The following is a 21,082-nucleotide window of genomic DNA, read 5'->3' on the forward strand; positions in this document are numbered from 1 at the left end:
AGCGCCGCGACCGCCCCGCACAGCACCGCAACGGGCCACGAGCCTCCCCAGCCGATTCGCTCCTAGCGTCGCTCATCCCTCGCGCGCTGTCGTCGCGGCACGGAGGCCGCCAACGTCAGAGCAAGCTCTGACGGCCCATCGGAATCGCAAGCGATTCCGGGACGACAGCGCGCGCCGACCGCACTGCCCCCGGCCTCCCCGCCCGAATCCGGTGGTGTCGCCCCGGCCACACTCATCGTATATAAACGCTTCCCGGGCGGGCGAGTGGTGACTCCTCACACACCGCTGGCGGTGGTTGTGGGGTTGGCTTGGAAAATTTTATATAGAACCGCTAACGATGAATAGATGAAACTCAACCATGTCATCTGGCCAGCGACGCATGGGTGGACAGCCGATGTTCATCCTCAACGAGGACAGTGAACGCACGCAAGGAAAAGACGCCCAGAGCTCCAACATCACGGCCGGGAAGGCCGTCAGCGAGTCCGTCCGGACCACACTCGGTCCGCGCGGTATGGACAAGATGCTCGTCTCGGACAGCGGCGACGTCGTCATCACCAACGACGGCGCGACCATCCTGGACGAGATGGACATCGAGCACCCGGCCGCCCAGATGATCTCCGAGGTCGCCGAGACCCAGGAGAGCGAGGTCGGCGACGGCACGACCACGGCGGCGGTGCTCGCCGGCGAACTGCTCAGCCAGGCCGAGGACCTGCTCGACGACGACGTACACCCGACGACCATCGTCGAGGGGTACTACGAGGCCCTCTCGATGGCCCACGAGGCCGTCGACGAGATCAAGCTCGACGAGGAGCTCGACGACGACCTGCTGGAGACGGTCGCCAAGTCCAGCATGACCGGCAAGGGCACCGGCGACGTCTCCGCCGAACGGCTCGCCGAAGTCGTCGTCGACGCCGTCCGCCGCGTCGAGAGCGACGGCGGCGTCGTCCGCGACAACATCTCCGTCTACACGCAGACGGGTTCGTCCTCGTCGGCCACCCGTCTGGTCGACGGCGTCCTCGTCGACGAGGAGCCGGTCCACGACAACATGCCGCGCAGCTTCGAGGACCCGCAGATCGCCTTCGTCAACGACGACATCGAGGTCCGCGAGGCCTCCATCGACGCCGAGTACAACGTCTCCAGCGTCGACGACCTCAACACCGCCATCGAGGCCGAGGAGAACGAACTCCGCGGCTACGCCGAGCACGTCCTCGACCTCGGCGTCGACGTGCTGTTCGTCGACGGCGACGTGGCCGACCAGGTCGCCGCCATCCTCGCCAAGAACGGCGTCGCCGCCTTCGAGGTCGGCGACGACGAGGGCGAGGAGCTCGCCCACGCGACCGGCCTCTCGCGGGCCGCCGGCGTCCAGGAGCTGGAGGCCGACGACCTGGGCTCGGCCGGCTCCATCGGCGTCGAGAAGTTCGGCGACGAGTACGTCACCTTCGTCGAGGACGGCGCGGCCGGCCAGTCGGTCACCGTCTTCGCCCGCGGGGGCACCGAGCACGTCACCGACGAACTCGAGCGCGTCCTCGGCGACGCGCTGGACGTGGTGACCGCCGCGCTCGACCAGGGCGGCGTCGTCCCCGGCGCCGGCGCCACCGAGATCGCCGTCGCCGACCACATCCGCAGCGAGGCCGCCAGCGTCGAGGGCCGCAAGCAGCTGGCCGTCGAGGCCTTCGCCGACGCCGTCGACGTGCTCCCGCGCACGCTCGCGGAGAACACCGGCATGGACCCCATCGACGCCTTGGTCGACCTCCGCGCCGAGTACGAGAGCGAGGGCATCGCCGGCATCATCTCCGAGGGCCAGACCGGCGTCATCGACGACCCCGTCGAGCTGGGCGTCCTCGACCCCGTCGCCGTCAAGCACGAGGCCGTCGAGTCCGCCGCCGAGGCCGCGACGATGATCGTCCGCATCGACGACGTCATCTCCGCGAGCTAGGGCCGACCACGGGACGCTCGCCGTCCGGCTCCCGAATCCGCGAATTCTTTCGCCGCCCGATCCCGCCGGACAGCGGCGCAGCCGCCCGCCGTTCCCGTCCGCCCCCGGGACCACCGGCGCCACCTTCAACGGGCTGAGACTCGAACGCCGACCCAGTCGTGTCCGGAGCACAACTCGGGCTGAAAGAGAGCGTGTCGATGGCGCTGGGCGGGATGATCGGCGGCGGGATCTACGCCGTCCTCGGCGTCGTCACCGGCATCACCGGCCCGGCCACCTGGGCGGCGTTCGCGCTGGCGGGCCTGGTCGCCGGCTGCGCGGGCTACTCCTACAACGCCCTCAACGACATCGACGACGACAACCAGGGCGGGTCGGTCTCGTTCGTCCAGTCGTTCGTCGGCAACTCGACGCTGGCGGGGATGGTCGGCTGGACGCTCCTGTTCGGTTACGTCGGGTCGATGGCGATGTACGCCTTCGCCTTCGGCGAGTTCACGGTCGCGCTCCGGGGGGTGCCCGACTCGGTCGCGGCGGTCCCGCTGCGACCGGTCGTCTCCGTGCTCGCCGTCGCCGGGTTCGTCGGGCTGAACCTGCTGGGCGCACAGGCGACCGGCAGCGCCGAGAACGTCCTCGTCGCGGCGAAGGTGGGCGTCCTCGTCGCGTTCGGCGTCGGCGGCGTCGCCTACGTCGCCACCGGGGCGAGCGGCGCGGCGCTCTCGCTCGGCCTCTCCCGGCTCACCTCCTTCGGCCCGGTCGTCGCCGCGGCGGTCTCGTTCGTCGCCTTCCAGGGGTGGCAGCTACTCTTTTACGACCAGGAGCGCATCGAGGACCCGGTCGAGACGATCAGGAAGGCGGTGTACGTCTCCGTCCCGGTCGCGGTGGCCGTCTACGCGCTGGTCGCGGTCGTCACCATCGCGCTGGCGCCCGAGGCGCTGCGCTCGCATCCCCACACCGCGCTGGTCGACGCCGCCGGCGCGATCGCCGAGCCGCTGGGCCTGCGCCGGGCGGGGATGCTCGCCATCTCGCTGTCGGCGCTGTTCTCGACCGGGTCGGCCATCAACGCGACGCTATTCTCGACGGGCCACTTCGCGAAGGGGATGCTCTCCGACGACCTGCTGCCCGACCGGATCGGCGACTCGGCGGCCGAGGGGATCCCGACCCGGACGCTCCTGCTCCTGGGCGTCGTCACGGCGGCGTTCGCGGCGGTCGGGAGCCTCGGCGGGATCACCTCCTTCGCCTCGGTCGCCTTCCTCGTCGTCTTCGGGTCGATGAGCTACCTCGCGCTCCGGGAGCGGGACCGCGACCGGGTCAACCCCGTCCCGCCCGCGGTCGGGCTGGTCGGCACCGCCGCGTTCCTGCCGCTGCTGTTCTGGCACCTCTTCACGAACCAGCGCCACACCTTCTACGTCGTGGTCGTCCTCGCGGTCGTCGCCGTCACCGTCGAGTTGCTCTACTTCGAACGGGACGCCATCGAGGAGGAGGTCGAGTCGGTCGGCCCCGACTTCGTCTGACCGCCGGGCACTCCCCGGGCCGGGTCGACGCGGCGGCGCCCGCGAGCGGGCCACCTAAGAGTGGGTTGCGAACGCCGGACACCGACCCAAGTGGCGCCGCTCCGAGTGGGGGCGTGTATGTCCGACGACAAACCCCACGCCGGCGGAAGCATCGAACCCGGAGACACCTCGCAGCGAGTGGGCGTGACGACCCTCGAGGAGCGGGGCCTCGACGTGGACGAACTGATCGACAAGCTGAAAGCCGCCGCGGGCGCCGAGTTCACGACCTACTACTACTACACCAACCTCCGGATGCACCTCGCCGGCCACGAGGACTACAAGGAGATCACCGAGGACGCCCGCCTGGAGGACCGCGCGCACTTCGAACTCGTCGCGCCGCGGATCTACGAGCTCGGCGGCGCCCTGCCCAACGACATCCGCGAGTTCGCGAACGGCGCGTCCTGTCCCGACGCCGAACTCCCGGTCCCCTACGAGGGCGACATCCCCGACACCGAGGACCTGACTGCCGAGGACACCCTCGAAGTCCTGCTGGAGGCCGAGCGGTGCGCGATCCGCACGTGGAACGAGATCTGTGACATGACCGAGGGCAAGGACCGCCGGACCTTCGACATGGCCCAGCGGATCCTCCAGGAGGAGATCGAACACGAGGCGTGGTTCGTCGAGCTCCTCTCGATGGAGCGCGACGGCGAGATCAACCCCGCCGGCCACTTCGTCCGGGGCGAGCCGGGCGAGGCGCCCTACTCGACGAACCGCCGGATCAACGACAGCGCCTGAGCGACCGACGGTCCACGGCGGTCCCACTGCCCCTCCACGGCGGCCGCCACCCTCAACGGTGTGCGGGCCCAACCGTGCCCGTGACCACCTATTCGGTCGAGATCGAGGTGCCGGACGAACACGACATCGAGGGCGTCGACCCCGGCGGGAGCGTCACCGTCGAGGTCGACGAGTCGGAGTACGTCCTGGCGGCCGCCCGCGACCAGGGGGTCTGGCTGCCTGCCTTCTGCCAGCAGGGGTGGTGTACGACCTGCGCGGCCGAGGTGCTGGACGGCGACCTGGACCACAGCGACGCGAAGCGGTACTACGCCGTCGACGCACAGGCGGGGTTCGCGCTCACCTGCGTCGCGACGCCCCGCTCGGACCTGCGGCTGCGCGCCTGCGCGGAGATCGCGATGAAGGAACACCGCGAGGCCAACGGGCTGCAGCCGACGCCGTAGGTCGGCCCCCGGAGCCGCCGGTTCAGCCGTCCTCTTCGGCTTCCCACCGCTCGGACACGTCGTCCTTGGCGACGGTCTGGAGGCGCTGGACGCCGCTGAACTCGTCGATCACGTCGGCGACCACGTCGGGGACGCGGTCGGTCCAGGTGTCGTCGGCGAGCATCCGCGCGCGGATGTCGCTGCCCTCCAGGCGCTCGCGGTCGAACATCGGCGACTGGCGCACCTCGATGCCCCGCTCCTCGAACAGCTGGACGACGAGGGGATTGTTCGAGTAGGCCACGTCGAAGCTCGGCGACATGCTCTGGATGTGGCTGACCCAGACGGCGTTGCGGTCGATGTCCTCGATGGGGACGACGTAGGTCGGCACGTCCACGTCCTGGACGGCCTTGCTCACCATCATCACGCGCTCGCCCGCGGTGAAGGGGTTGCGGACCGTGTGGGAGGCGTCCGCGCTGCCGATACCGAGGACGAGTTCGTCCACTTCGTCGACGATGTGCTCGACCATCGCCCGGTGGCCGTTGTGAAACGGCTGGAAGCGCCCGATGTAGAACCCGCGCGTCATACCCCACGGTGTGCGGAGCGGCCACATTAACCCCCGTGTCTCGCCGGCCGACCCGCGCGTGCCGACCCCGCCCGGACGACGCCGGCCGACGAGCCCGACCGACGGCGAGCAGTACTGGTCGGCCGACCGGCGGCATCGACGGACGAGCGCCGCTGACCGGCCGGCGCTCACCCGTCGTGTGCCACATCTAGACACACCCTGATTTTTTGAGTCCGACCGGTAGGCGGCGTGTACCCCGAAGTCGCCGATACCGCTCACGTCCGGCGGTTTGAGGGCGTTATCGGGACGCGTCAGGGGAGAAAGTATATCAATAAACAGCCCTTGGCTTCTGATGTCAGAATCGTTTATATGAGTGAGAATATCGACACCGACGATCCGTCCGCCGAGGAGGCGGACGAGACCGAGGAGGTCGGCGTGGCCGACGAGGCGCCGGACTCCGCCCCCGACGAGCGAGGGGAGGAGCCGGGGTCGCCGGGCGACGCCGAGGGCGGCGACGAGCCTGCCGCCGACGAGTCCGGGAGCGGCGGGACGGTCCAGGTCGAGGACGACGAGGCCGGGGACGACGACCTCGGCAGCGCCGTCGAGATCGACGCCGACGAGGCCGTCGTCGAGAACGCCGACGAGGACCTGCTCGGGGGACTCGACGTCGAGACCACCGCCGACATCGAGGTGCCCGACCGGCTGGTCGACCAGGTCATCGGACAGGACCACGCCCGCGACGTGGTGCTGAAGGCGGCCAAGCAGCGCCGCCACGTGATGATGATCGGCTCGCCCGGGACGGGCAAGTCGATGCTGGCGAAGGCGATGAGCCAGCTGCTCCCCAAGGAGGAGCTGCAGGACGTGCTCGTCTACCACAACCCCGACGACGGCAACGAGCCTAAGATCCGCACCGTGCCGGCGGGGAAGGGCGAACAGATCGTCGACGCGCACAAGGAGGAGGCGCGCAAGCGCAACCAGATGCGGTCGTTCCTGATGTGGATCATCATCGCGATCATCATCGGGTACGCGCTGCTCATCCAGGGCTCCGTCCTGCTGGGCATCCTCGCGGCCGGCGTCGTCTATCTCGCCTTCCGCTACGGCTCGCGGGGCAACGACGCGATGATCCCGAACCTGCTGGTCAACAACGCCAACCAGCAGACCGCCCCCTTCGAGGACGCCACCGGCGCCCACGCCGGTGCGCTGCTGGGCGACGTGCGCCACGACCCGTTCCAGTCCGGCGGCATGGAGACGCCCAGCCACGACCGCGTCGAGGCCGGCGCCATCCACAAGGCCAACAAGGGCGTGCTGTTCGTCGACGAGATCAACACGCTCGACATCCGCAGCCAGCAGAAGCTGATGACGGCCATCCAGGAGGGCGAGTTCTCCATCACGGGCCAGTCCGAGCGCTCCTCGGGCGCGATGGTCCAGACCGAACCCGTCCCGACCGACTTCATCATGGTCGCGGCCGGCAACCTCGACGCCATGGAGAACATGCACCCCGCCCTGCGCTCGCGCATCAAGGGCTACGGGTACGAGGTGTACATGGACGACACCATCGAGGACGACGCCGAGATGCGCCGGAAGTACGCCCGCTTCGTCGCCCAGGAGGTCGAGAAGGACGGCCGCCTGCCCCACTTCGACGAGGAGGCCGTCGAGGAGGTCATCCTCGAGGCCCGTCGCCGCTCGGGCCGCAAGGGCCACCTCTCGCTGAAGCTGCGCGACCTCGGTGGGCTGGTCCGCGTCGCGGGCGACATCGCCCGCGCCGAGGACAAGGAGTTCACCGAGCGCGAGGACGTGCTCCAGGCCAAGCGCCGCTCCCGCTCGATCGAACAGCAGCTCGCGGACAACTACATCGAACGGCGCAAGGACTACGAGCTGACCGTCAACGAGGGCGACGTGGTCGGCCGCGTCAACGGCCTCGCGGTCATGGGCGAGGACAGCGGGATCGTCCTCCCGGTCATGGCCGAGGTCACGCCCTCGCAGGGCCCGGGCGAAGTGATCGCCACGGGGCAGCTCCAGGAGATGGCCGAGGAGGCGGTCCAGAACGTCTCGGCCATCATCAAGAAGTTCAGCGACGAGGACATCTCCGAGAAGGACGTCCACATCCAGTTCGTGCAGGCCGGCGAGGGCGGCGTCGACGGCGACTCCGCCTCGATCACCGTCGCCACGGCGGTCATCTCCGCGCTGGAGGACGTGCCCGTCGAGCAGAACCTCGCGATGACCGGCTCGCTGTCCGTCCGGGGCGACGTGCTCCCGGTCGGCGGCGTCACCCACAAGATCGAGGCCGCCGCGAAGTCCGGCCTCGACACGGTCATCATCCCGAAGGCCAACGAGCAGGACGTGATGATCGAGGACGAGTTCAAAGACGAGATCGAGATCGTCCCCGTCCAGCACATCTCCGAGGTGCTGGAGGTCGCGCTGGCCGGCGAGCCCGAGAAGGACTCGCTGGTCGACCGCCTCAAGTCCATCACGGGCAAGGCGCTCGAACAGCGCGAGGTCGGCCAGACCGGCGGCTCGCCGAGCCCGCAGTAACCGCCCCTCGGCGACTCGACGGACCGCTGGAACCGCGAACCCGCTTTCTTCGAAACGACTTTCGACCGCCGAGTCCCAACTCCGTGTGTGAGTCCCCCGCTCGCCGTCGCGCAGACCCTGCCCGCCCCCGAGACGGATCTGGCGGGGTTCGCCTGGCTCGTCGCCGCCGTCCTCGCGGGCTTTCTGATCCTCGCGCGGCTCTCGCAGGGGGTCGTCGACGGCGACGGGGACGACGGGGCGAGCAGTGACCACAGGGAGGATGCGACTCCCGAGCGGCCGCGTCCGGCGGGACGGTCAGGGTTCGACGGCCGCGACCCGGTCGCGACCGGACGGAACGCGGCAGGCGAACCCGACGACGGGGACGCCCAGGGTTCGTCGCCGGTCGCACACCCGCTGGCGCCCGACGGGGCGCTGGAACCGAACGGGGACGCGGACCGTCCCGGCACCGTCGAGGACGACCGGGCGAGGGAGCCGCTCGAACCAGCGGTCGCGCACGACGCCCGGGAGGACCCGGCGATGTCGCCCGGACTCCTGCTTTTGAACGTGGCGCTCACGCAGGGGCTGTTCGGCGCGATCCTCGCTGGCGGCGCCTGGTACTTCGGCGTCCCGCTCGACGTGCTGGGGGTCAGCGGCGACCCCCTCTCGACGGGGCTCCCGGCGGTGGCGGTCGGCGTGGGCTTCGGTCTCGTCCTCTGGGTCGGCAACGAGCTCGCCTCGGGGCTGGCGGCGGCCTCGGGCGCCGACTACGACGAGGGGCTACGGGAGTTGCTCGCACCGGAGGGCGTCCGCGGCTGGGGACTGCTGCTGGGGGCGACGCTGCCGACCATCGCGGTCGTCGAGGAATTTATCTTTCGCGCGGCGGTCGTCGGCGCGGTGACGCCCGCGCTGGACGCCTCGCCGTGGCTGCTGGCGGTCGTCTCGTCGGCCGCGTTCGCGCTCGGCCACGGCGCCCAGGGCCGCGTGGGCGTCCTCGTCACCGGCGGCCTCGGCTTCGCGCTCGCGGCCGGGTTCGTCCTGACCGAGAGTCTCCTGATGGTGGTCGTCGCCCACTACCTCGTCAACGCCCTGGAGTTTCTCGTCCACGAGGGACTCGGCCTGCCCGACCCCGTCTGGTCGTGAGCGGTGCGGTGGCGTTTTCTGACAGCCGTTCGATCGGTCGCGCATGAACGTCGACGACGCGTTCGTCCGTCGCGCGACCCTCGCGGGCTGGGCGCTGCTCGCGGTCGGCTGGTTCGCGGTGGCCGTGACCGACTCGACCGGCGACCTCGCGTTCGCGCCGGCCGACCTCGCGGTCGGACTGGCGCTCGTCCTCGGGGGCGTCGGCGCGGTGGCCGTCGCCGGGACGGACGCGCAGGCGCGTCTGCTCGCCGGGGGCCTGCTCGTCGCCGGCGGGACCGCGCTCGTGGCCTCGACGGTCGTTTCCGGGCGGGTGCCTGCCGGCGCCGGGTGGTCGCCGGTCACCGCGGAGACGCTCTCGCTGCTGTCGGACCTCGCCATCCTCGCGGCGATGCTGCTGGTCCTCGCGAACTGGAGCGACGACGCGGACGGGGCCGCGGCCTGACTACAGCCCTTCCAGCGAACGCAGTCGCTGCTCGACCTCCGCGGGGGCGGCGCTGGGGCCGTCGCGGACGCGGTGGTCCGGGATCAGCAGCGGCGCGGGGTTGTCGGCCAGCGCGCTCCGTGCGGTGCGCACGTCCTCCTCGTCGTCCGGGTCGCCGTCGGGCGTCATCCGGACGAGCTGGGCGACGCTCACCTGCTCGCCGTAGGGGACCTCCCGGACGGCCTCCAGCACCCCGCGCCGGTCGGTCGGGACCGTCAGCGCGACGGTCACGTCGGCGAAGTCGTCCTCGGCGCCCGTGAGGTACTCCTCGATCCGGTCGAGCAGCTCGTGGTCGGCCGCCGCCTCGTCGTCGGGCTCCGCGGGAAAGCTCACGGAGAGCACCCGCCCCTGTGCCGCCCCGAACTGGACGTGTCGGTCGAGATACGACGACTCGCGCGCGTAGATCCCCGCGTCCTCGTTCATACTGGTCCGTCCGTCCGGTCGGAACTTGAAGATTTGTTCCGCGCGTGCCGGGCCGGCTCGAACCGGCGGCGCCGGGCGGCTCCGGACCGGTGTCCGCTATCCGGGCAGGTCGGCGTCGGCGTCGACGGTCCGGTCGGGTTCGGGCGGCAGTTCCCAGTCGGTCGCCAGTTCGAGCAGCTGGACGAGCATGTTGGCGGTGGCGCCCCAGACGGTGAACCCGTCGACGCGGAAGAAGTGCAGCCGGATCTCGCCGTAGTGGGGGTGGTCGCGGCGCTCGCTCTCGTAGTTGTCGGGGTCGACGAGCCCGGCGACGGGGAGGACCGCCACCTCCGCGACCTCCTCGTCGCTGGGCCGGTACTCCCGGTCGGCGATGCGCGCGACGAACGGCCGGACGAGGTAGTCGGTGATCGTCCGGATGTCGTCGAGGCGGCCGACGACCTCGACCTCCTCGGAACGCAGGCCGATCTCCTCGCCGGCCTCGCGGAGCGCGGTCGCGAGCAGGTCCGTGTCCTCCGGTTCGCGGCCGCCGCCGGGGAAGCTCATCTGGCCCGGGTGGTCGCTGAGGTGGTCGGCGCGCTTCGTGAACAGGACGTGGTCGGCGCCGTCGCGGGCGACGACCGGCGCCAGGACCGCCGCCTCGCGCTCTTCGCCGGTGAGGCGGTCGCTCCCCTCCGCTCGCGACCCCTCGGCCGTCAGCTCGACCGGGTCGCGCTCCCGCAGCCGCGACAGGTCCATACCCGGCCGAACGGTCCGGGCGGTCTTAACTGACGGGTTACCCTCGAAGGAACGACAGCGGACGGCGGCCCGGGCGAGCACTCACACGTCGTCGAGTCGCTCGCGCAGCTCGGCGGTGTCGACGGCGGCCCACGTCTCCAGGTCGTAGCAGACCTCGACGAGTTCGTCGGCGCGGTCGGCCTCGCCCGCCTTGGCGACCTCGACCGCCTGGGCGTCGAGGCGGTCCCGGGCGGCGGCCGCGGCGGTCTCGCGGTCGACCGACCGCGCCTCCACGTCCATGATGTGCGGGAGGTCCTCCGCGCCCTCGGGCAGCGTCGGGAAGGCGGTCGGGCCGGCGACGAGCAGCGTCGCGTCGTCGCGCTCGACGGGGACGAGGTGGTAGCTCTCGACGGCGGCGTCGACGGCCGCGGCGACCGCGTCGGCGTCGGGCTCCTCGCCGCGCTTGTAGGCCAGCTCTTCCAGCGCGCGGTGGAGTTCCGCCCGGGTCAACCCCCCGAACAGGTCGACCACGCCCGCCAGTTCGTCGGCGACGAGACTCATACCCGGGGTCACGACGCCGCCCCATTTCAGCGTTCGCCTCCTCGTCGCGTGTGTTCGAACGGGTGTGTCGAGGGGGCGGTTCCGGCCGATCTGTCGTGGGAAGTGGGGACGGCTGTGCCCGTACTCGTCTCGGCCGTACTCGTCTCGACCGCACTCGACGGTGAGCGGTGAACGCCCTCGGTCCGCTCGCTAGCTGGAGTCGGTACCGCAGGGGACGCGACCGCAACTGACAGCAGGCGATGAAAGCCCTCGGCCCGCTCGCGGTCGCTGTCTCCGAAAATCGAAGATTTTCGGGATCTCGCAGGAGCGGAGCTCCTGCGGACCTCGCGAATCTCCGATTCGCTCAGTGACGAGAGAGCGGAGCTCTCTCGAACCAAGCGACATATCCGCGCTCTCCGCACTGCCCGCGCGGATAGGGGTCGCTCAGGCGACTATCGGCGCGAGCGCGCCTCGCCCTTTCAGTCCACCAGGAACCGCAACCACACAGCGACCGCACCACGACCGCACAGCACCGCAGACGGCCACGAGCCTCCCCAGCCGATTCGCGACTCGCGAGTCGCGAATCCACCGTTGGAGCAAGCTCGACGAGCCTTCGTTCACACAGTTCACGAAGACCTCGTGCGGCTACGGTCGCGCGCATGAACGCACGCTCTAGCGCGCGCCGACCGCACCGCGGCAGTCCCCCTGCACTCAGCGCCGGCCCTCACCCGACCAGTCGCGACTGTTCACGCCGAGTCGCTCGAACCGTCGTCGGTGGCACCGCCTCCGCCGGAGGCGTCGTCCGACCCGCTCGCCGGCTGCCCGTGACCGCCGCCGCCGGGGGTCTCGACGGTGACGGTCGTGCCCGCCGACACCTCGCGGGTGACCTTCGCCGGGACGCGCTCGCCGTCGATGCGGTTGATCCCGGGCTCGCCGTCCGCGCCGCCGGCGATGCCTTGGGGGGCGTGCCGGCGGCGCTCGGTCAGCAGCGAGACGGTCGCGTCGGTCTCGACCCGCACCGAGCGGACGAGCCCGTCGCCGCCGCGGTACTGCCCGTCGCCGCCGCTGCCCTCGCGGAGCGCGTAGCGCTCGACCCGGAGCGGGTAGGCCGCTTCGAGCGCCTCGACGGGGGTGTTCAGCGTGTTCGTCATCCCGACCTGGACGCCCGAGAGGCCGTCGCCGTCCGGGTTGGCGCCCGCGCCGCCCCCGACGGTCTCGTAGTAGGCGAAGTCGGCGTCGCCGACGACGAGGTTGTTCATCGTCCCCTGCCCGCCCGCGGGGACGCGGTCGGGCGCCGCCTCCGCCAGCGCCGCGAAGACCACGTCGGTCACCCGCTGGCTCGTCTCCACGTTCCCGCCGACCACCGCCGCCGGCGGCTCGGGGTTCAACAGCGATCCCTCCGGCGCCTCGACCGTAACCGGATCGTAACAGCCCTGATTCGGCGGTATCTCCGGATCCGTAATACACCTGATCACGAAGTATACTGCGCTCTTGGCGACGGTGAGGGGCGCGTTGACGTTGCCGGCGACCTGGTCGGCGGTGCCGGCGAAGTCCACGTCGACGGTCGCGCCGTCGACGGTGACCGTCACCTCGACGGGGATGTCGTCGTCGGTGACACCGTCGCCCTCCATGGCGTCGGTCGCGCGGTAGGTGCCGTCGGGCAGCTCGCGGAGTTCCGCTTCGACGCGCTCGCGGGAGTAGTCGATCACGGCGTCGAAGGCGGCGAGCAGGCGGTCGCCGTGGTCGGCGAGGAGGTCGGCGATCCGCTCCTCGGCGCGCTCGTTGGCGGCGATCTGGGCTCTGAGATCCGCGCGGCGTTCCTCCGGGTTGCGGACGTTGGCGAGCAGGACCGACTCGACTTCCTCGCGGATCTCGCCGCCCTCGACCAGCCGAACCGGCGGGATGCGGAGCCCCTCCTGGTGGATGTCCCGCGCGCCGGCCGGCATACTCCCCGGCGCCATCCCGCCCACGTCGGCGTGGTGGGCCCGCGAGACCGCGTAGCCGAGTATCTCGGGGTCCTCTGAGTCGGGATCCCGTTCGGGCGCGATCGGCGAGACCAGCGTCACGTCGGGGAGGTGCGTCCCCCCCTCGAAGGGGTCGTTCAGCGCGAACACATCCCCCGGTCGGGGGTCGCGGTCGAGGACGGCGTCGACCGCCTCGGGCATCGCGCCGAGGTGGACCGGGATGTGTTCGGCCTGGGCTATCATGCGTCCGTCGGCGTCGAAGACCGCCGTCGAGCAGTCCCGCCGCTCCGTGATGTTCGGCGAGTAGGCGCCCCTGATGAGGACCCGTCCCATCTCCTCGGCGACGCTCTCCAGCTGGTTCCGCAGTATCTCCAGTTCGACCGGGTCGAGGTCTACCATTCGTCGCCTCCTCCTTCGGTGTCGTATCGGTCGGCGGCGTGTCGGTTGGTCGGTGAGGTCTCGGTCACGGTCATTCCTCGCTCGCCTCCAGCACGAGCGTTCCCTGTTCGTCGGCGCGCGCGGTCCACTGCGGCGGGAGGACGACCGTGCTCTCGCCGCCGGCGAAGATCGCTGGGCCCTCCACGGTCACGTCGACCGGGACGCGGGCGCGGTCGTAGACCGGCGCGCGGTAGAACCCCGACTCGAAGAAGGCGTCGCGCTTGCCGAGCAGGGGGTCGCCCTCGGGCTCGTACGCCAGGTCCGGCGGCTCGCCCGGGACCGTCGCCGTCACCCGGCAGGTCACCAGGTCGACCGGCTCGTCCATGCGGTAGCCGCGGGCGCGCTCGTGTGCGTCGTGGAACCGCTCGCGGACCGTCGCCGCGTCGAACGGCTCGGGCGCGTCCACCGCGAGTTCGAAGCTCTGGCCCGCGTAGCGACACTCGGCCTCCCGCTCGACCGTCGCGGCTTCGGGCTCGCTGGCGTTCCCGAGAGCGTCCGCCGCCAGGTCGTCGAACACCGACTCGACCGCCTCGGGGTCGGCGTCGGCGAGGCCGGTCCGGTAGGTCCGCGTCGCGTCGTGGCGCTCGTCGGCAGATAACAGGCCCAGCGCCGAGAGGACGCCGTTGCCGGGCGGGACCAGGACCGTCTCGATACCCAGACGGTCGGCCAGCGTCGCGGCGTGCATCGGCCCGGCGCCGCCGAACGCCGCGAGCGCGAACTCCCGGGGGTCGTGGCCGCGCTCGACGGTAACTCCCCTGATCGCGCGGGCCATCGTCGCGTTCGCCACGCGGTAGACCCCCTGGGCGGCGTCGATCACGGTGTCGAGTCCCGCCTCGTCGGCCAGGTCCTCCATGACTTCCTCCGCGCGGTCGGCGTCGAGGTCGAGCCCCTCGCCCAGCGTCGTGTCGGCGCCGAGATACCCCAGTACCACGGCCGCGTCGGTGACCGTCGGCTCGTCGCCGCCCTTCCCGTAGCAGGCCGGGCCGGGTTCGGCGCCCGCGGACTGTGGACCGACGCGGAGCGCACCCCCCTCGTCGACGCGGGCGATAGACCCGCCGCCGGCGCCGACGGTGTGCACGTCGACCATCGGGACGCCGACGGGGTGGTCGCCGATCTCCGCGTCGGTCGTCCGTTCGGCACGGCCGTCGCGGACGAGGCTCACGTCGGAGGACGTGCCGCCCATGTCGAAGGTGACGAGCCCGGCGTCCCCGCCCCGCTCGAAGCGCCCGGCGCCGACGACGCCCGCCGCCGGCCCCGACAGCAGCGTCGTGACCGCCCGCTCCCGGACCGTCCCGGCGTCGGCGATCCCGCCGTTCGAGCCCATCACGCGCACCGGCGGCAGACCGAGGTCCGCGGCCCGCTCGTCGAGCCGCGCGAGGTAGTCGTCGACGACCGGGGTCACGTAGGCGTCGGCGACGGTCGTCGCCGTCCGCTCGTACTCGCGGAACTCCGCGAGCACCTCGTGGCTGGCCGAGACCGGAACCGGGAGTTCCTCGCGGAGGACCTCCGCCGCCCGCCGCTCGTTGTCGGGATGGGCGTAGGCGTGGAGGAACGCGACCGCCACGCTCTCGCAGTCCCCGTCGAGGGCGTCCGCTACCGCCCGAATTTCCGCCGGGTCGACGGGCCGCTCGATCCCCTCCGTGGTCGCCCGCTCGTCGACCTCGAAGCGGCGCTCGGCCGGGACGAGCGGCGCGGGTCTCTCCGCCGAGAGGTCGTACAGGGCCGGGCGGTCCTGGCGCCCGATCGCGACGGCGTCGGCGAACCCCTCGGTCGTCACGAGCGCCGTCTCGGCGCCCGCCCCTTCGAGCACGGCGTTGACGGCGGCGGTAGTGGCGTGGCGGAACTCGACGACTGCGCCCGGGTCGACGCCGGCGGCGTCGCAGGCCGCCTCGATCCCGGCGACGACCCCGCGGGACTGGTCGTCGGTGGTCGGGACCTTCGCGGTCGTCAGCTCGCCGTCGACCACCAGCGCTACGTCGGTGAAGGTGCCGCCCACGTCGACGCCCAGGCGGGCGTCGCGGTCGTCGTCGGCGTCGGCTGCGTCCATACCGGACCCTGCGGCGGCGCGCCGATAAGCCTGCCCCGTCGCCGCGGCGCGTGGACGCGCGTCCATCGGGCGGTGGCGGCCGACCAGCATCCCCGGCCATGGAATCGGACCCGCTCCCCGGGATCGAACCCGCCCCCGGAACTGCCGTGCGTAGGTTTTTGCGGGTCGAATCCTCAGTGGCGAGCGTGCATCGACGTACCGTCGTCGTCGCGCTGGTGGTCGTCCTCGCGGGCTGTAACGCCTTCGGCGGTCCCGCGGACGACACCGCGGATCCCGACACGCCGACGCTGACGCCCGCCGAGGTCCCGACCGCGGAGTCGCTGCGGACGGCCACGCCGACGCCGACGGAGTGTCTCGCCCCGCGGGTGGCGGCCGACGACCGGACCCCGCCGCCGACCCCCGAAAGCCCCGTTTCCCTCCCGACGACGGACGGGACGGTCGCCGGCACCGACCTCGTGGCCAGCCACGGCGCCGCGCTGGACAACTACAGTTTCGCCCTCCGGATGGACGGCACGCGGGTACGGGCCACGCCCGGCGCCGGCGCGTTCGCCTACGAGGGGGTGACGCTCGGCTTCCAGTCGGTCCACGTGTTCGCCGTCGCCGGCACCGTCTACCGGCTCCGCCAGGTCGAGGACGGCGTCGCCGTCGACCGCCAACCGTACGACCCCGACTCGCCGCAGTCGACCTGGTACCGCGACGCCCTGACCGGCGTGAACTGGCTCGACGACCGGATCGGCTCGTACAACTACACGCGGGTCGGCACGCGCACCTGGAACGGCACCGAGGTACGCGTCTTCGAGGAGGCCCGCGACATCGAGATCCTCGTGGGGTCGGGCGAGGCGCTGACCGTCGAGTCGACCGTCCTGGTCGACCGCCGCGGCGTCGTCCGTCACGTCCGCCAGGAGCGGACACTCCAGCGCGACACCATCGACGGGATCGTCAACACCACCGAGATCGAGACGTTCACCGTCGACCGCGTCGGCGGCGTCACCGTCCGCCGCCCCGATGCGTTCTGCGTCCCCGGCCCCGAGGTCGTCACCGCAACCACCCCGGACGCGAACGCGACCGTCGGGACCGCCCAGTCGCCGAACGCCACGGCCGCACCCGGTACGGCGACCACCCCCGGGACCGAACCGACGGCGACCGACGCCGAACCCACCAGCTCCCCGACGGGGTAAGGCCCCGGCCGCCGCTCACAGCCCCAGGAACGACTCGGCGTTCTCCCAGAGGAGTTTCCGCTGGACCGCCGCCGGGAAGTCGCAGTGCTCGGCGAACCCCTCGAGCCACTCGCCGGGCCGGATCATCGGGTAGTCCGTCCCGAACATCACCCTGTCCTGCAGCACGGTCCGGGCGTACTGGAGCACCTGGTCGTCGATGTACGCCGGCCGCCACCCCGACAGGTCCATGTAGACGTTGCCCTTCTGCTGACAGACCGCGAGTTGCTCCTTCTCCCACGGGAACGCGGGGTGGGCGATCAGGATCTGCAGGTCGGGGTACCGCGCCGCCACGTCGTCGACCAGCATCGGGTTCCCGTACTCGATCCGCAGGCCCCGACCGCCGGGCGCGCCCGCGCCGAGAGTCGTGTTGCCGCCGTGGAAGACCACCGGCACGCCCAGCTCCTCGATAGTCGCCCACAGCTCGTCGTGGGCGGGGTCGCTCGGGTCGAACCCCTGGGCGATCTGCTGGAACTTGAACCCCGACAGGTCCAGGTCCTCGATACAGCGGCGCGCCTCCGACACACAGTCGTCCTTGCGCGGGTCGACGCTCCCGAACCCGACGAAGAAGTCGGGGTAGTCGTCGCGCACCTCCGCGACGTGCTCGTTCGGGACCGGCGGGTTGCCCGTGTTGGTCTCGGCGTCCCACCCGAGCAGGACCGCCCGCCCGACCCCCGCCTCGCGGTACTCCTCGACCATCTCGGCGTAGCTCCACGTCTCCAGGTCGGTCCCGAACCGCTCGGCGGCGTCCCGCATGAGCTGTCCGCCCGCGTCCTCCAGGAACACCGATGTCGGCTGGTGGGCGTGCGTGTCGACGGCGCGAGCCTCCCCGTCGAGAACGTCGATCGGCATGCGAGTCCTTCGCACGCCACAGGTATAGGTCGGTCGCCCGGACCGAGTCGGTCGCGGCGGTGACCGGTCCGCGCAGGCGCTCACTCCTCGGCGGGTTCGGACACTCGCGCGTCGGGCGGGCCGGGCGGGTCGACGACGGTCGTCTCCGGGATCGGCTCCTCGGGGTCCGGCGGGCGGGTGAGCAGTCGCTGGAGGAGCGTCTCGTCGTCGGGGTCCGGTTTGTCGATCACCTCGTAGTCGACGCGGACGCCCCCGTCGTCGGCCGCGGTGAGCCGGAAGTAGTTGAGCCGGTACGACGAGTAGTACACAGGTGGGAGCAGGCCGACGGGGGGATCGACGCGATGGAGGCGCTTGAGCCAGGTGCCGGTGTTGATCACGAGCCGACCGTCCATCGCGGTCGTCGACGGCCGGTGGGTGTGACCGTAGACGTACACGGCGACGGCGGGGTCGGTCCGAAAGACCTCCCTCGCCCGGTCGAGGTACTTCTCGACGGGGTCCTCGCCGTCGCCCTCGCGGACGAGCCCGAACCGCCGGAGCGTCTTCCGAACGTCCCTGAAGAAGACGTACAGCGGGACGGCGACCGCGGCGAGCAGACCGACGAGCACCAGGTTGGCCGCGAGGACGATGTCGACCAGATACCCGACCGGGCCGAACAGCGCGAGCGCGTCCTGCACGAGGGTCATGGGGAGCGACCAGATCCCGGTCGCGTCGAGGGCGACGACCCCGACGTACCACAGCGCCGCGTTGAACAGGAGCAGGAACGGGAGGACAACGAACCGCAGCCAGGCGCTCATCTCCCGGTAGAAGTAGTTGGAGACGAGCCAGTCAGGGATCTGGGTCATCGGCGTCACCGCCTGGATGTCCCTGAGCCAGTTGTACTTGCCCCGGTCCGAGAGCCGCCCGGCGCGGCTCGTGATCTGTCGGTTCACGAAGTAGCCCGGCGGGTTCGCGTAGGGGTTCCCGAAGTCGGGGATCCGGTTGTTCGGGTCCTCCTGCATCCCGTGTTCGACGTGGACGACGGAATCGCCGAGGTCGCGGGTGATCGACACCGACTGGTCGAGCGTCACGTTGTACTCGGCGAGGCGCTCGACGTACTCGTCGTGGGCGGCGAGTTCGTAGTCGTGGTTGCCCGGGATGAGCGTGATCGGGATCCGCTCGCCGGTCGCCCGCAGCTGTGCGAACAGGTCCGGATAGTCGGCGACCAGCGCGTCGAGCTTCGCCGGTCCGTCGACCTCCGTGAACTCCCACAGCCCGAACGCGTCGCCGTTGATCAGCAGCTCCGCGTCCTCGTCGCCCCGCTCCAGCTCCCGGAGAAAGCCGATCAGCTCCTCGCGGAAGTCGACGTGGCGCAACTGCTCGTCGCCGCCGATGTGGAGGTCGCTGACGAGGTAGTACGCGTCGGTCACTCGCCCGCGCCCCTCCGCTCGGCCGCCGAACGAACGCCGTCTCCGACGGCTGCGCCCGCCCACCGCCGGACCACCGCGGAACTCGCCGGTGGCGACCGTCCCCGCCTCATCTCGTTTCCGGGAGAGGGCCGGCGCCGGCAAGTCGGTTGTTCCCACCTGGAAGCGGGTCCGTGGCCAGCCCCGCGACCAGCGGCCGAGACGGACCATCGGCCGGTCCGAATTCGGCGCGCCGCGACCCCCGCCTGCCGCCGACCGGACCCGCCGACGGTCGAGTAAGCTCCCTCGTTCCACGGTAGACCTATTCAACTGTCCGCAACACTGTGTGTGACAGTATCAATATCAACACAACATCACGAATACGGTTATGCCGTGCGTCGACGTAGGCTCGACCGAGAGACGATGAGCACAGACAGTTCCTCGGCGGTCTCGGCGGACGTACGGCGGAGCTGGCGCTACCTGATGGGCGCCGGTCTCCTGATCACCCTCCTCGGGCTGCTCGCGATCGCCGCGCCGTTCGTCACCGGCGTGGCGATCTCGATCCTGCTCGGTGCGCTGCTCGTCGTCGGCGGGCTCGGACACGCCGTCAACGCGTTTTCGGCCGAGGGAGCCACCGGGACGGTCTGGCAGGTCGCGCTCGCGGCCCTCTACGCGGCCGCGGGGATCTCGTTGCTGGTCAATCCGGTCCTCGGCCTGGCGACGGTGACGATCCTGCTCATCGCCTACTTCGCGATCGAGGGCGTCATCGAGGTCGCGATGGGGCTCGGGACGCGGTCCGACCCCAGCTGGCCCTGGTACGTCGTGAGCGGGACCGTCTCGGTGCTGCTGGCGGCCCTGCTCTGGGCGGGGTTCCCGAGCACGGCCGCGTGGGCGGTCGGACTGCTCACGGGGATCCACCTGCTGTCGACCGGACTCCTGCTGACGTACGTCGGCTACGCGGGCCGCCGGAGTGGCGTCGCGAGCGGCCGGTCGGCGGGCGAGCCCCGGAGCGGGTGAACGGACACCCGGGCGGACCGCCACGGCCGACCGCGGCGGTCGAGCGCCGGCCCGTCCGGTGGCAGTTTCAGGGCGGCCGCTTTCGCCGGTCGGGCCGCAAGTCCGCCCGTGAGTCACTCCGACCACTCCGTCGAGGCGTCGACGACGAGCCCCCTCCCGGAGGGGATCGTCCACTCGTCGGCGAACCGCTGGCTCCTGCTCGACGCGAACCGGTGGCTCGTCGCCGGCCTGTTCGTCGCCGTCGCGTTCGCCGCGTTCCTCGTCTCGGGCCTGAGCGGCCTCGTCGACCCCGGCTCCGACGACCCGGCGACGCTGCTGTTGAGCGTCCTGATCTCCGGCAACCTGACGCTCGTCCCGATCACTATCACGATCAACCAGCTCGTCCTCTCCCGGGAGTTCGGCAAACCCCACGAGCTCCGCGGCCGCGACGAGGGCATCAGACAGCTCCGCGACGACCTCAAGACCCAGGCCGACATCGGGCTGATCCCGCCCCAGCCGTCGGCGTTCGTCCGGACGCTCGTCGAGACGCTCCGGGCGGGCGCCGACGCCGTCGCCGAGGCGGCCGCCGACACGGGCGACCCGGACCTGGCGCGACGCGGCGACCTCCTCCGCGACGAGGTCGTCGAGAGCACCGAGGGCGTCCTGCGGGAGGTCGACGCGTCGGAGTTCGGCTCCTACGACCTGCTGGCGGCGCTGATGCGCGTCAACAGCGCCTGGCTCGTCGAGACCGTCCAGTACCTCGAACACGACTGCGGCGAGGGGGCGCCGGACGAGCCGTTCGACCGGCTCCAGGAGACGCTGCGGCTGTTCAACGTCACCCGCCAGTACGCGAAGACGCTGTACGGGCAAAAGGAGATCGCGACCCTCTCGCGGCTGCTGCTGTACGTCGGCTTCGTCGCCGTGCTCGCCGCTTCGCTGGTGATGCTCGGGTACGCGGGTCCGGTCGAGGAGTCGCTGTCGGACGTGGAGACGGCCCTCGGGTTCGCCCTCCTCGGCGCCCTCGTGTTCAGCCCGCTGGCCTTCCTGCTGTCGTACATGCTCCGGCTGTCGACGCTGATGAGCTACCCGCCGCTGCGCAACTCCTTCATCACCGACGGGTGAGCGGCGACCCGCGGCCTGCGGACCTGCGGCCCGGAGACCTGCGGCGTGGGCCCGCAGTCGCG

18 protein-coding genes are annotated in these 21,082 nt (G+C 71.2%); 10 read left to right on the forward strand and 8 right to left on the reverse strand.

The window, feature by feature from the left end:
* Window positions 1-379: 379 nt before the first annotated feature.
* From thsA to E3328_RS10560, 4 genes are all read left to right on the forward strand, one after another.
* Window positions 380-1,936 (forward strand): thermosome subunit alpha, encoded by a 1,557-nt coding sequence (gene thsA / locus E3328_RS10545; RefSeq protein ID WP_135364519.1) that lies wholly within the window; start codon window positions 380-382, stop codon window positions 1,934-1,936.
* A 158-nt stretch (window positions 1,937-2,094) separates the two neighbouring features.
* Window positions 2,095-3,441 carry an APC family permease gene (locus E3328_RS10550; RefSeq protein ID WP_135364520.1) on the forward strand — a complete coding sequence of 449 codons (1,347 nt, stop codon included), beginning with the start codon at window positions 2,095-2,097 and terminating at the stop codon, window positions 3,439-3,441.
* 117 nt (window positions 3,442-3,558) lie between these two features.
* Complete coding sequence (gene dps / locus E3328_RS10555; protein ID WP_135364521.1) at window positions 3,559-4,215, forward strand: DNA protection during starvation protein; 657 nt, start codon at window positions 3,559-3,561, stop codon at window positions 4,213-4,215.
* A gap of 80 nt (window positions 4,216-4,295) precedes the next feature.
* Entirely contained in the window at window positions 4,296-4,655 is a 360-nt protein-coding gene (locus tag E3328_RS10560; RefSeq protein ID WP_135364522.1) for a 2Fe-2S iron-sulfur cluster binding domain-containing protein, read from the forward strand.
* Window positions 4,656-4,677: 22 nt separating this feature from the next.
* On the opposite strand, the gene E3328_RS10565 is transcribed toward E3328_RS10560, so the two are convergent.
* Complete coding sequence (locus E3328_RS10565; protein ID WP_135364523.1) at window positions 4,678-5,217, reverse strand: nicotinamide-nucleotide adenylyltransferase; 540 nt, start codon at window positions 5,215-5,217, stop codon at window positions 4,678-4,680.
* 348 nt (window positions 5,218-5,565) lie between these two features.
* On the opposite strand from E3328_RS10565, the gene lonB reads away from it, so the two are divergent.
* From lonB to E3328_RS10580, 3 genes are all read left to right on the forward strand, one after another.
* Entirely contained in the window at window positions 5,566-7,728 is a 2,163-nt protein-coding gene (gene lonB / locus E3328_RS10570; protein ID WP_135364524.1) for an ATP-dependent protease LonB, read from the forward strand.
* Window positions 7,729-7,815: 87 nt separating this feature from the next.
* Window positions 7,816-8,847 carry a CPBP family intramembrane glutamic endopeptidase gene (locus E3328_RS22530; protein ID WP_246022963.1) on the forward strand — a complete coding sequence of 344 codons (1,032 nt, stop codon included), beginning with the start codon at window positions 7,816-7,818 and terminating at the stop codon, window positions 8,845-8,847.
* Window positions 8,848-8,890: 43 nt separating this feature from the next.
* Window positions 8,891-9,289 (forward strand): hypothetical protein, encoded by a 399-nt coding sequence (locus E3328_RS10580; RefSeq protein ID WP_135364525.1) that lies wholly within the window; start codon window positions 8,891-8,893, stop codon window positions 9,287-9,289.
* Here E3328_RS10580 and E3328_RS10585 read toward each other — a convergent pair whose 3' ends face one another.
* The 5 genes from E3328_RS10585 to E3328_RS10605 all read right to left on the reverse strand — a co-directional run bounded on the left by E3328_RS10585 (window position 9,290) and on the right by E3328_RS10605 (window position 15,454).
* Window positions 9,290-9,751: an MGMT family protein gene (locus E3328_RS10585; protein WP_135364526.1), complete on the reverse strand. Its 462-nt coding sequence runs from the start codon at window positions 9,749-9,751 to the stop codon at window positions 9,290-9,292.
* Window positions 9,752-9,847: 96 nt separating this feature from the next.
* Window positions 9,848-10,486 (reverse strand): NUDIX hydrolase, encoded by a 639-nt coding sequence (locus tag E3328_RS10590; protein WP_167837362.1) that lies wholly within the window; start codon window positions 10,484-10,486, stop codon window positions 9,848-9,850.
* Window positions 10,487-10,567: 81 nt separating this feature from the next.
* Window positions 10,568-11,026: a DUF7109 family protein gene (locus tag E3328_RS10595; RefSeq protein ID WP_135364527.1), complete on the reverse strand. Its 459-nt coding sequence runs from the start codon at window positions 11,024-11,026 to the stop codon at window positions 10,568-10,570.
* Window positions 11,027-11,751: 725 nt separating this feature from the next.
* Window positions 11,752-13,368, reverse strand: coding sequence for a hydantoinase B/oxoprolinase family protein (locus tag E3328_RS10600; RefSeq protein WP_135364528.1), 1,617 nt, complete (start codon window positions 13,366-13,368; stop codon window positions 11,752-11,754).
* A 70-nt stretch (window positions 13,369-13,438) separates the two neighbouring features.
* The gene (locus E3328_RS10605; RefSeq protein ID WP_135364529.1) at window positions 13,439-15,454 is read right to left on the reverse strand and encodes a hydantoinase/oxoprolinase family protein; all 2,016 of its coding nucleotides are present in this window, start codon (window positions 15,452-15,454) and stop codon (window positions 13,439-13,441) included.
* Window positions 15,455-15,639: 185 nt separating this feature from the next.
* Between E3328_RS10605 and E3328_RS10610 the strand changes: the two genes are divergently transcribed.
* Window positions 15,640-16,632 (forward strand): hypothetical protein, encoded by a 993-nt coding sequence (locus E3328_RS10610; protein ID WP_135364530.1) that lies wholly within the window; start codon window positions 15,640-15,642, stop codon window positions 16,630-16,632.
* 15 nt (window positions 16,633-16,647) lie between these two features.
* Here the strand turns inward: E3328_RS10610 and E3328_RS10615 are convergent, their stop codons facing one another.
* Both E3328_RS10615 and E3328_RS10620 read right to left on the reverse strand, forming a co-directional pair.
* Complete coding sequence (locus E3328_RS10615) at window positions 16,648-17,520, reverse strand: amidohydrolase family protein (protein WP_135364531.1); 873 nt, start codon at window positions 17,518-17,520, stop codon at window positions 16,648-16,650.
* Between the two features lie 80 nt (window positions 17,521-17,600).
* Entirely contained in the window at window positions 17,601-18,926 is a 1,326-nt protein-coding gene (locus tag E3328_RS10620; protein ID WP_135364532.1) for a metallophosphoesterase, read from the reverse strand.
* 399 nt (window positions 18,927-19,325) lie between these two features.
* Here E3328_RS10620 and E3328_RS10625 point away from each other — a divergent pair, with 399 nt between their 5' ends.
* Window positions 19,326-19,919 (forward strand): HdeD family acid-resistance protein, encoded by a 594-nt coding sequence (locus tag E3328_RS10625; protein WP_135364533.1) that lies wholly within the window; start codon window positions 19,326-19,328, stop codon window positions 19,917-19,919.
* Window positions 19,920-20,027: 108 nt separating this feature from the next.
* Window positions 20,028-21,020: a DUF7972 family membrane protein gene (locus E3328_RS21980; RefSeq protein WP_167837363.1), complete on the forward strand. Its 993-nt coding sequence runs from the start codon at window positions 20,028-20,030 to the stop codon at window positions 21,018-21,020.
* Window positions 21,021-21,082 lie beyond the last annotated feature (62 nt).

Origin of the sequence: Halosimplex halophilum (assembly GCF_004698125.1) — an archaeon.
Taxonomy (GTDB): domain Archaea; phylum Halobacteriota; class Halobacteria; order Halobacteriales; family Haloarculaceae; genus Halosimplex; species Halosimplex halophilum.

Coding starts and splice junctions, on each gene's coding strand:
- E3328_RS10565 (WP_135364523.1), bottom strand. CDS start 5,217: ATGACGCGCGGGTTCTACATCGGGCGCTTCCAGCCGTTTCACAACGGC.
- E3328_RS10600 (WP_135364528.1), bottom strand. CDS start 13,368: ATGGTAGACCTCGACCCGGTCGAACTGGAGATACTGCGGAACCAGCTG.
- E3328_RS10625 (WP_135364533.1), top strand. CDS start 19,326: ATGAGCACAGACAGTTCCTCGGCGGTCTCGGCGGACGTACGGCGGAGC.
- lonB (WP_135364524.1), top strand. CDS start 5,566: ATGAGTGAGAATATCGACACCGACGATCCGTCCGCCGAGGAGGCGGAC.
- E3328_RS10580 (WP_135364525.1), top strand. CDS start 8,891: ATGAACGTCGACGACGCGTTCGTCCGTCGCGCGACCCTCGCGGGCTGG.
- E3328_RS10595 (WP_135364527.1), bottom strand. CDS start 11,026: ATGAGTCTCGTCGCCGACGAACTGGCGGGCGTGGTCGACCTGTTCGGG.
- E3328_RS10585 (WP_135364526.1), bottom strand. CDS start 9,751: ATGAACGAGGACGCGGGGATCTACGCGCGCGAGTCGTCGTATCTCGAC.
- E3328_RS10605 (WP_135364529.1), bottom strand. CDS start 15,454: ATGGACGCAGCCGACGCCGACGACGACCGCGACGCCCGCCTGGGCGTC.
- dps (WP_135364521.1), top strand. CDS start 3,559: ATGTCCGACGACAAACCCCACGCCGGCGGAAGCATCGAACCCGGAGAC.
- thsA (WP_135364519.1), top strand. CDS start 380: ATGGGTGGACAGCCGATGTTCATCCTCAACGAGGACAGTGAACGCACG.
- E3328_RS10615 (WP_135364531.1), bottom strand. CDS start 17,520: ATGCCGATCGACGTTCTCGACGGGGAGGCTCGCGCCGTCGACACGCAC.
- E3328_RS10590 (WP_167837362.1), bottom strand. CDS start 10,486: ATGGACCTGTCGCGGCTGCGGGAGCGCGACCCGGTCGAGCTGACGGCC.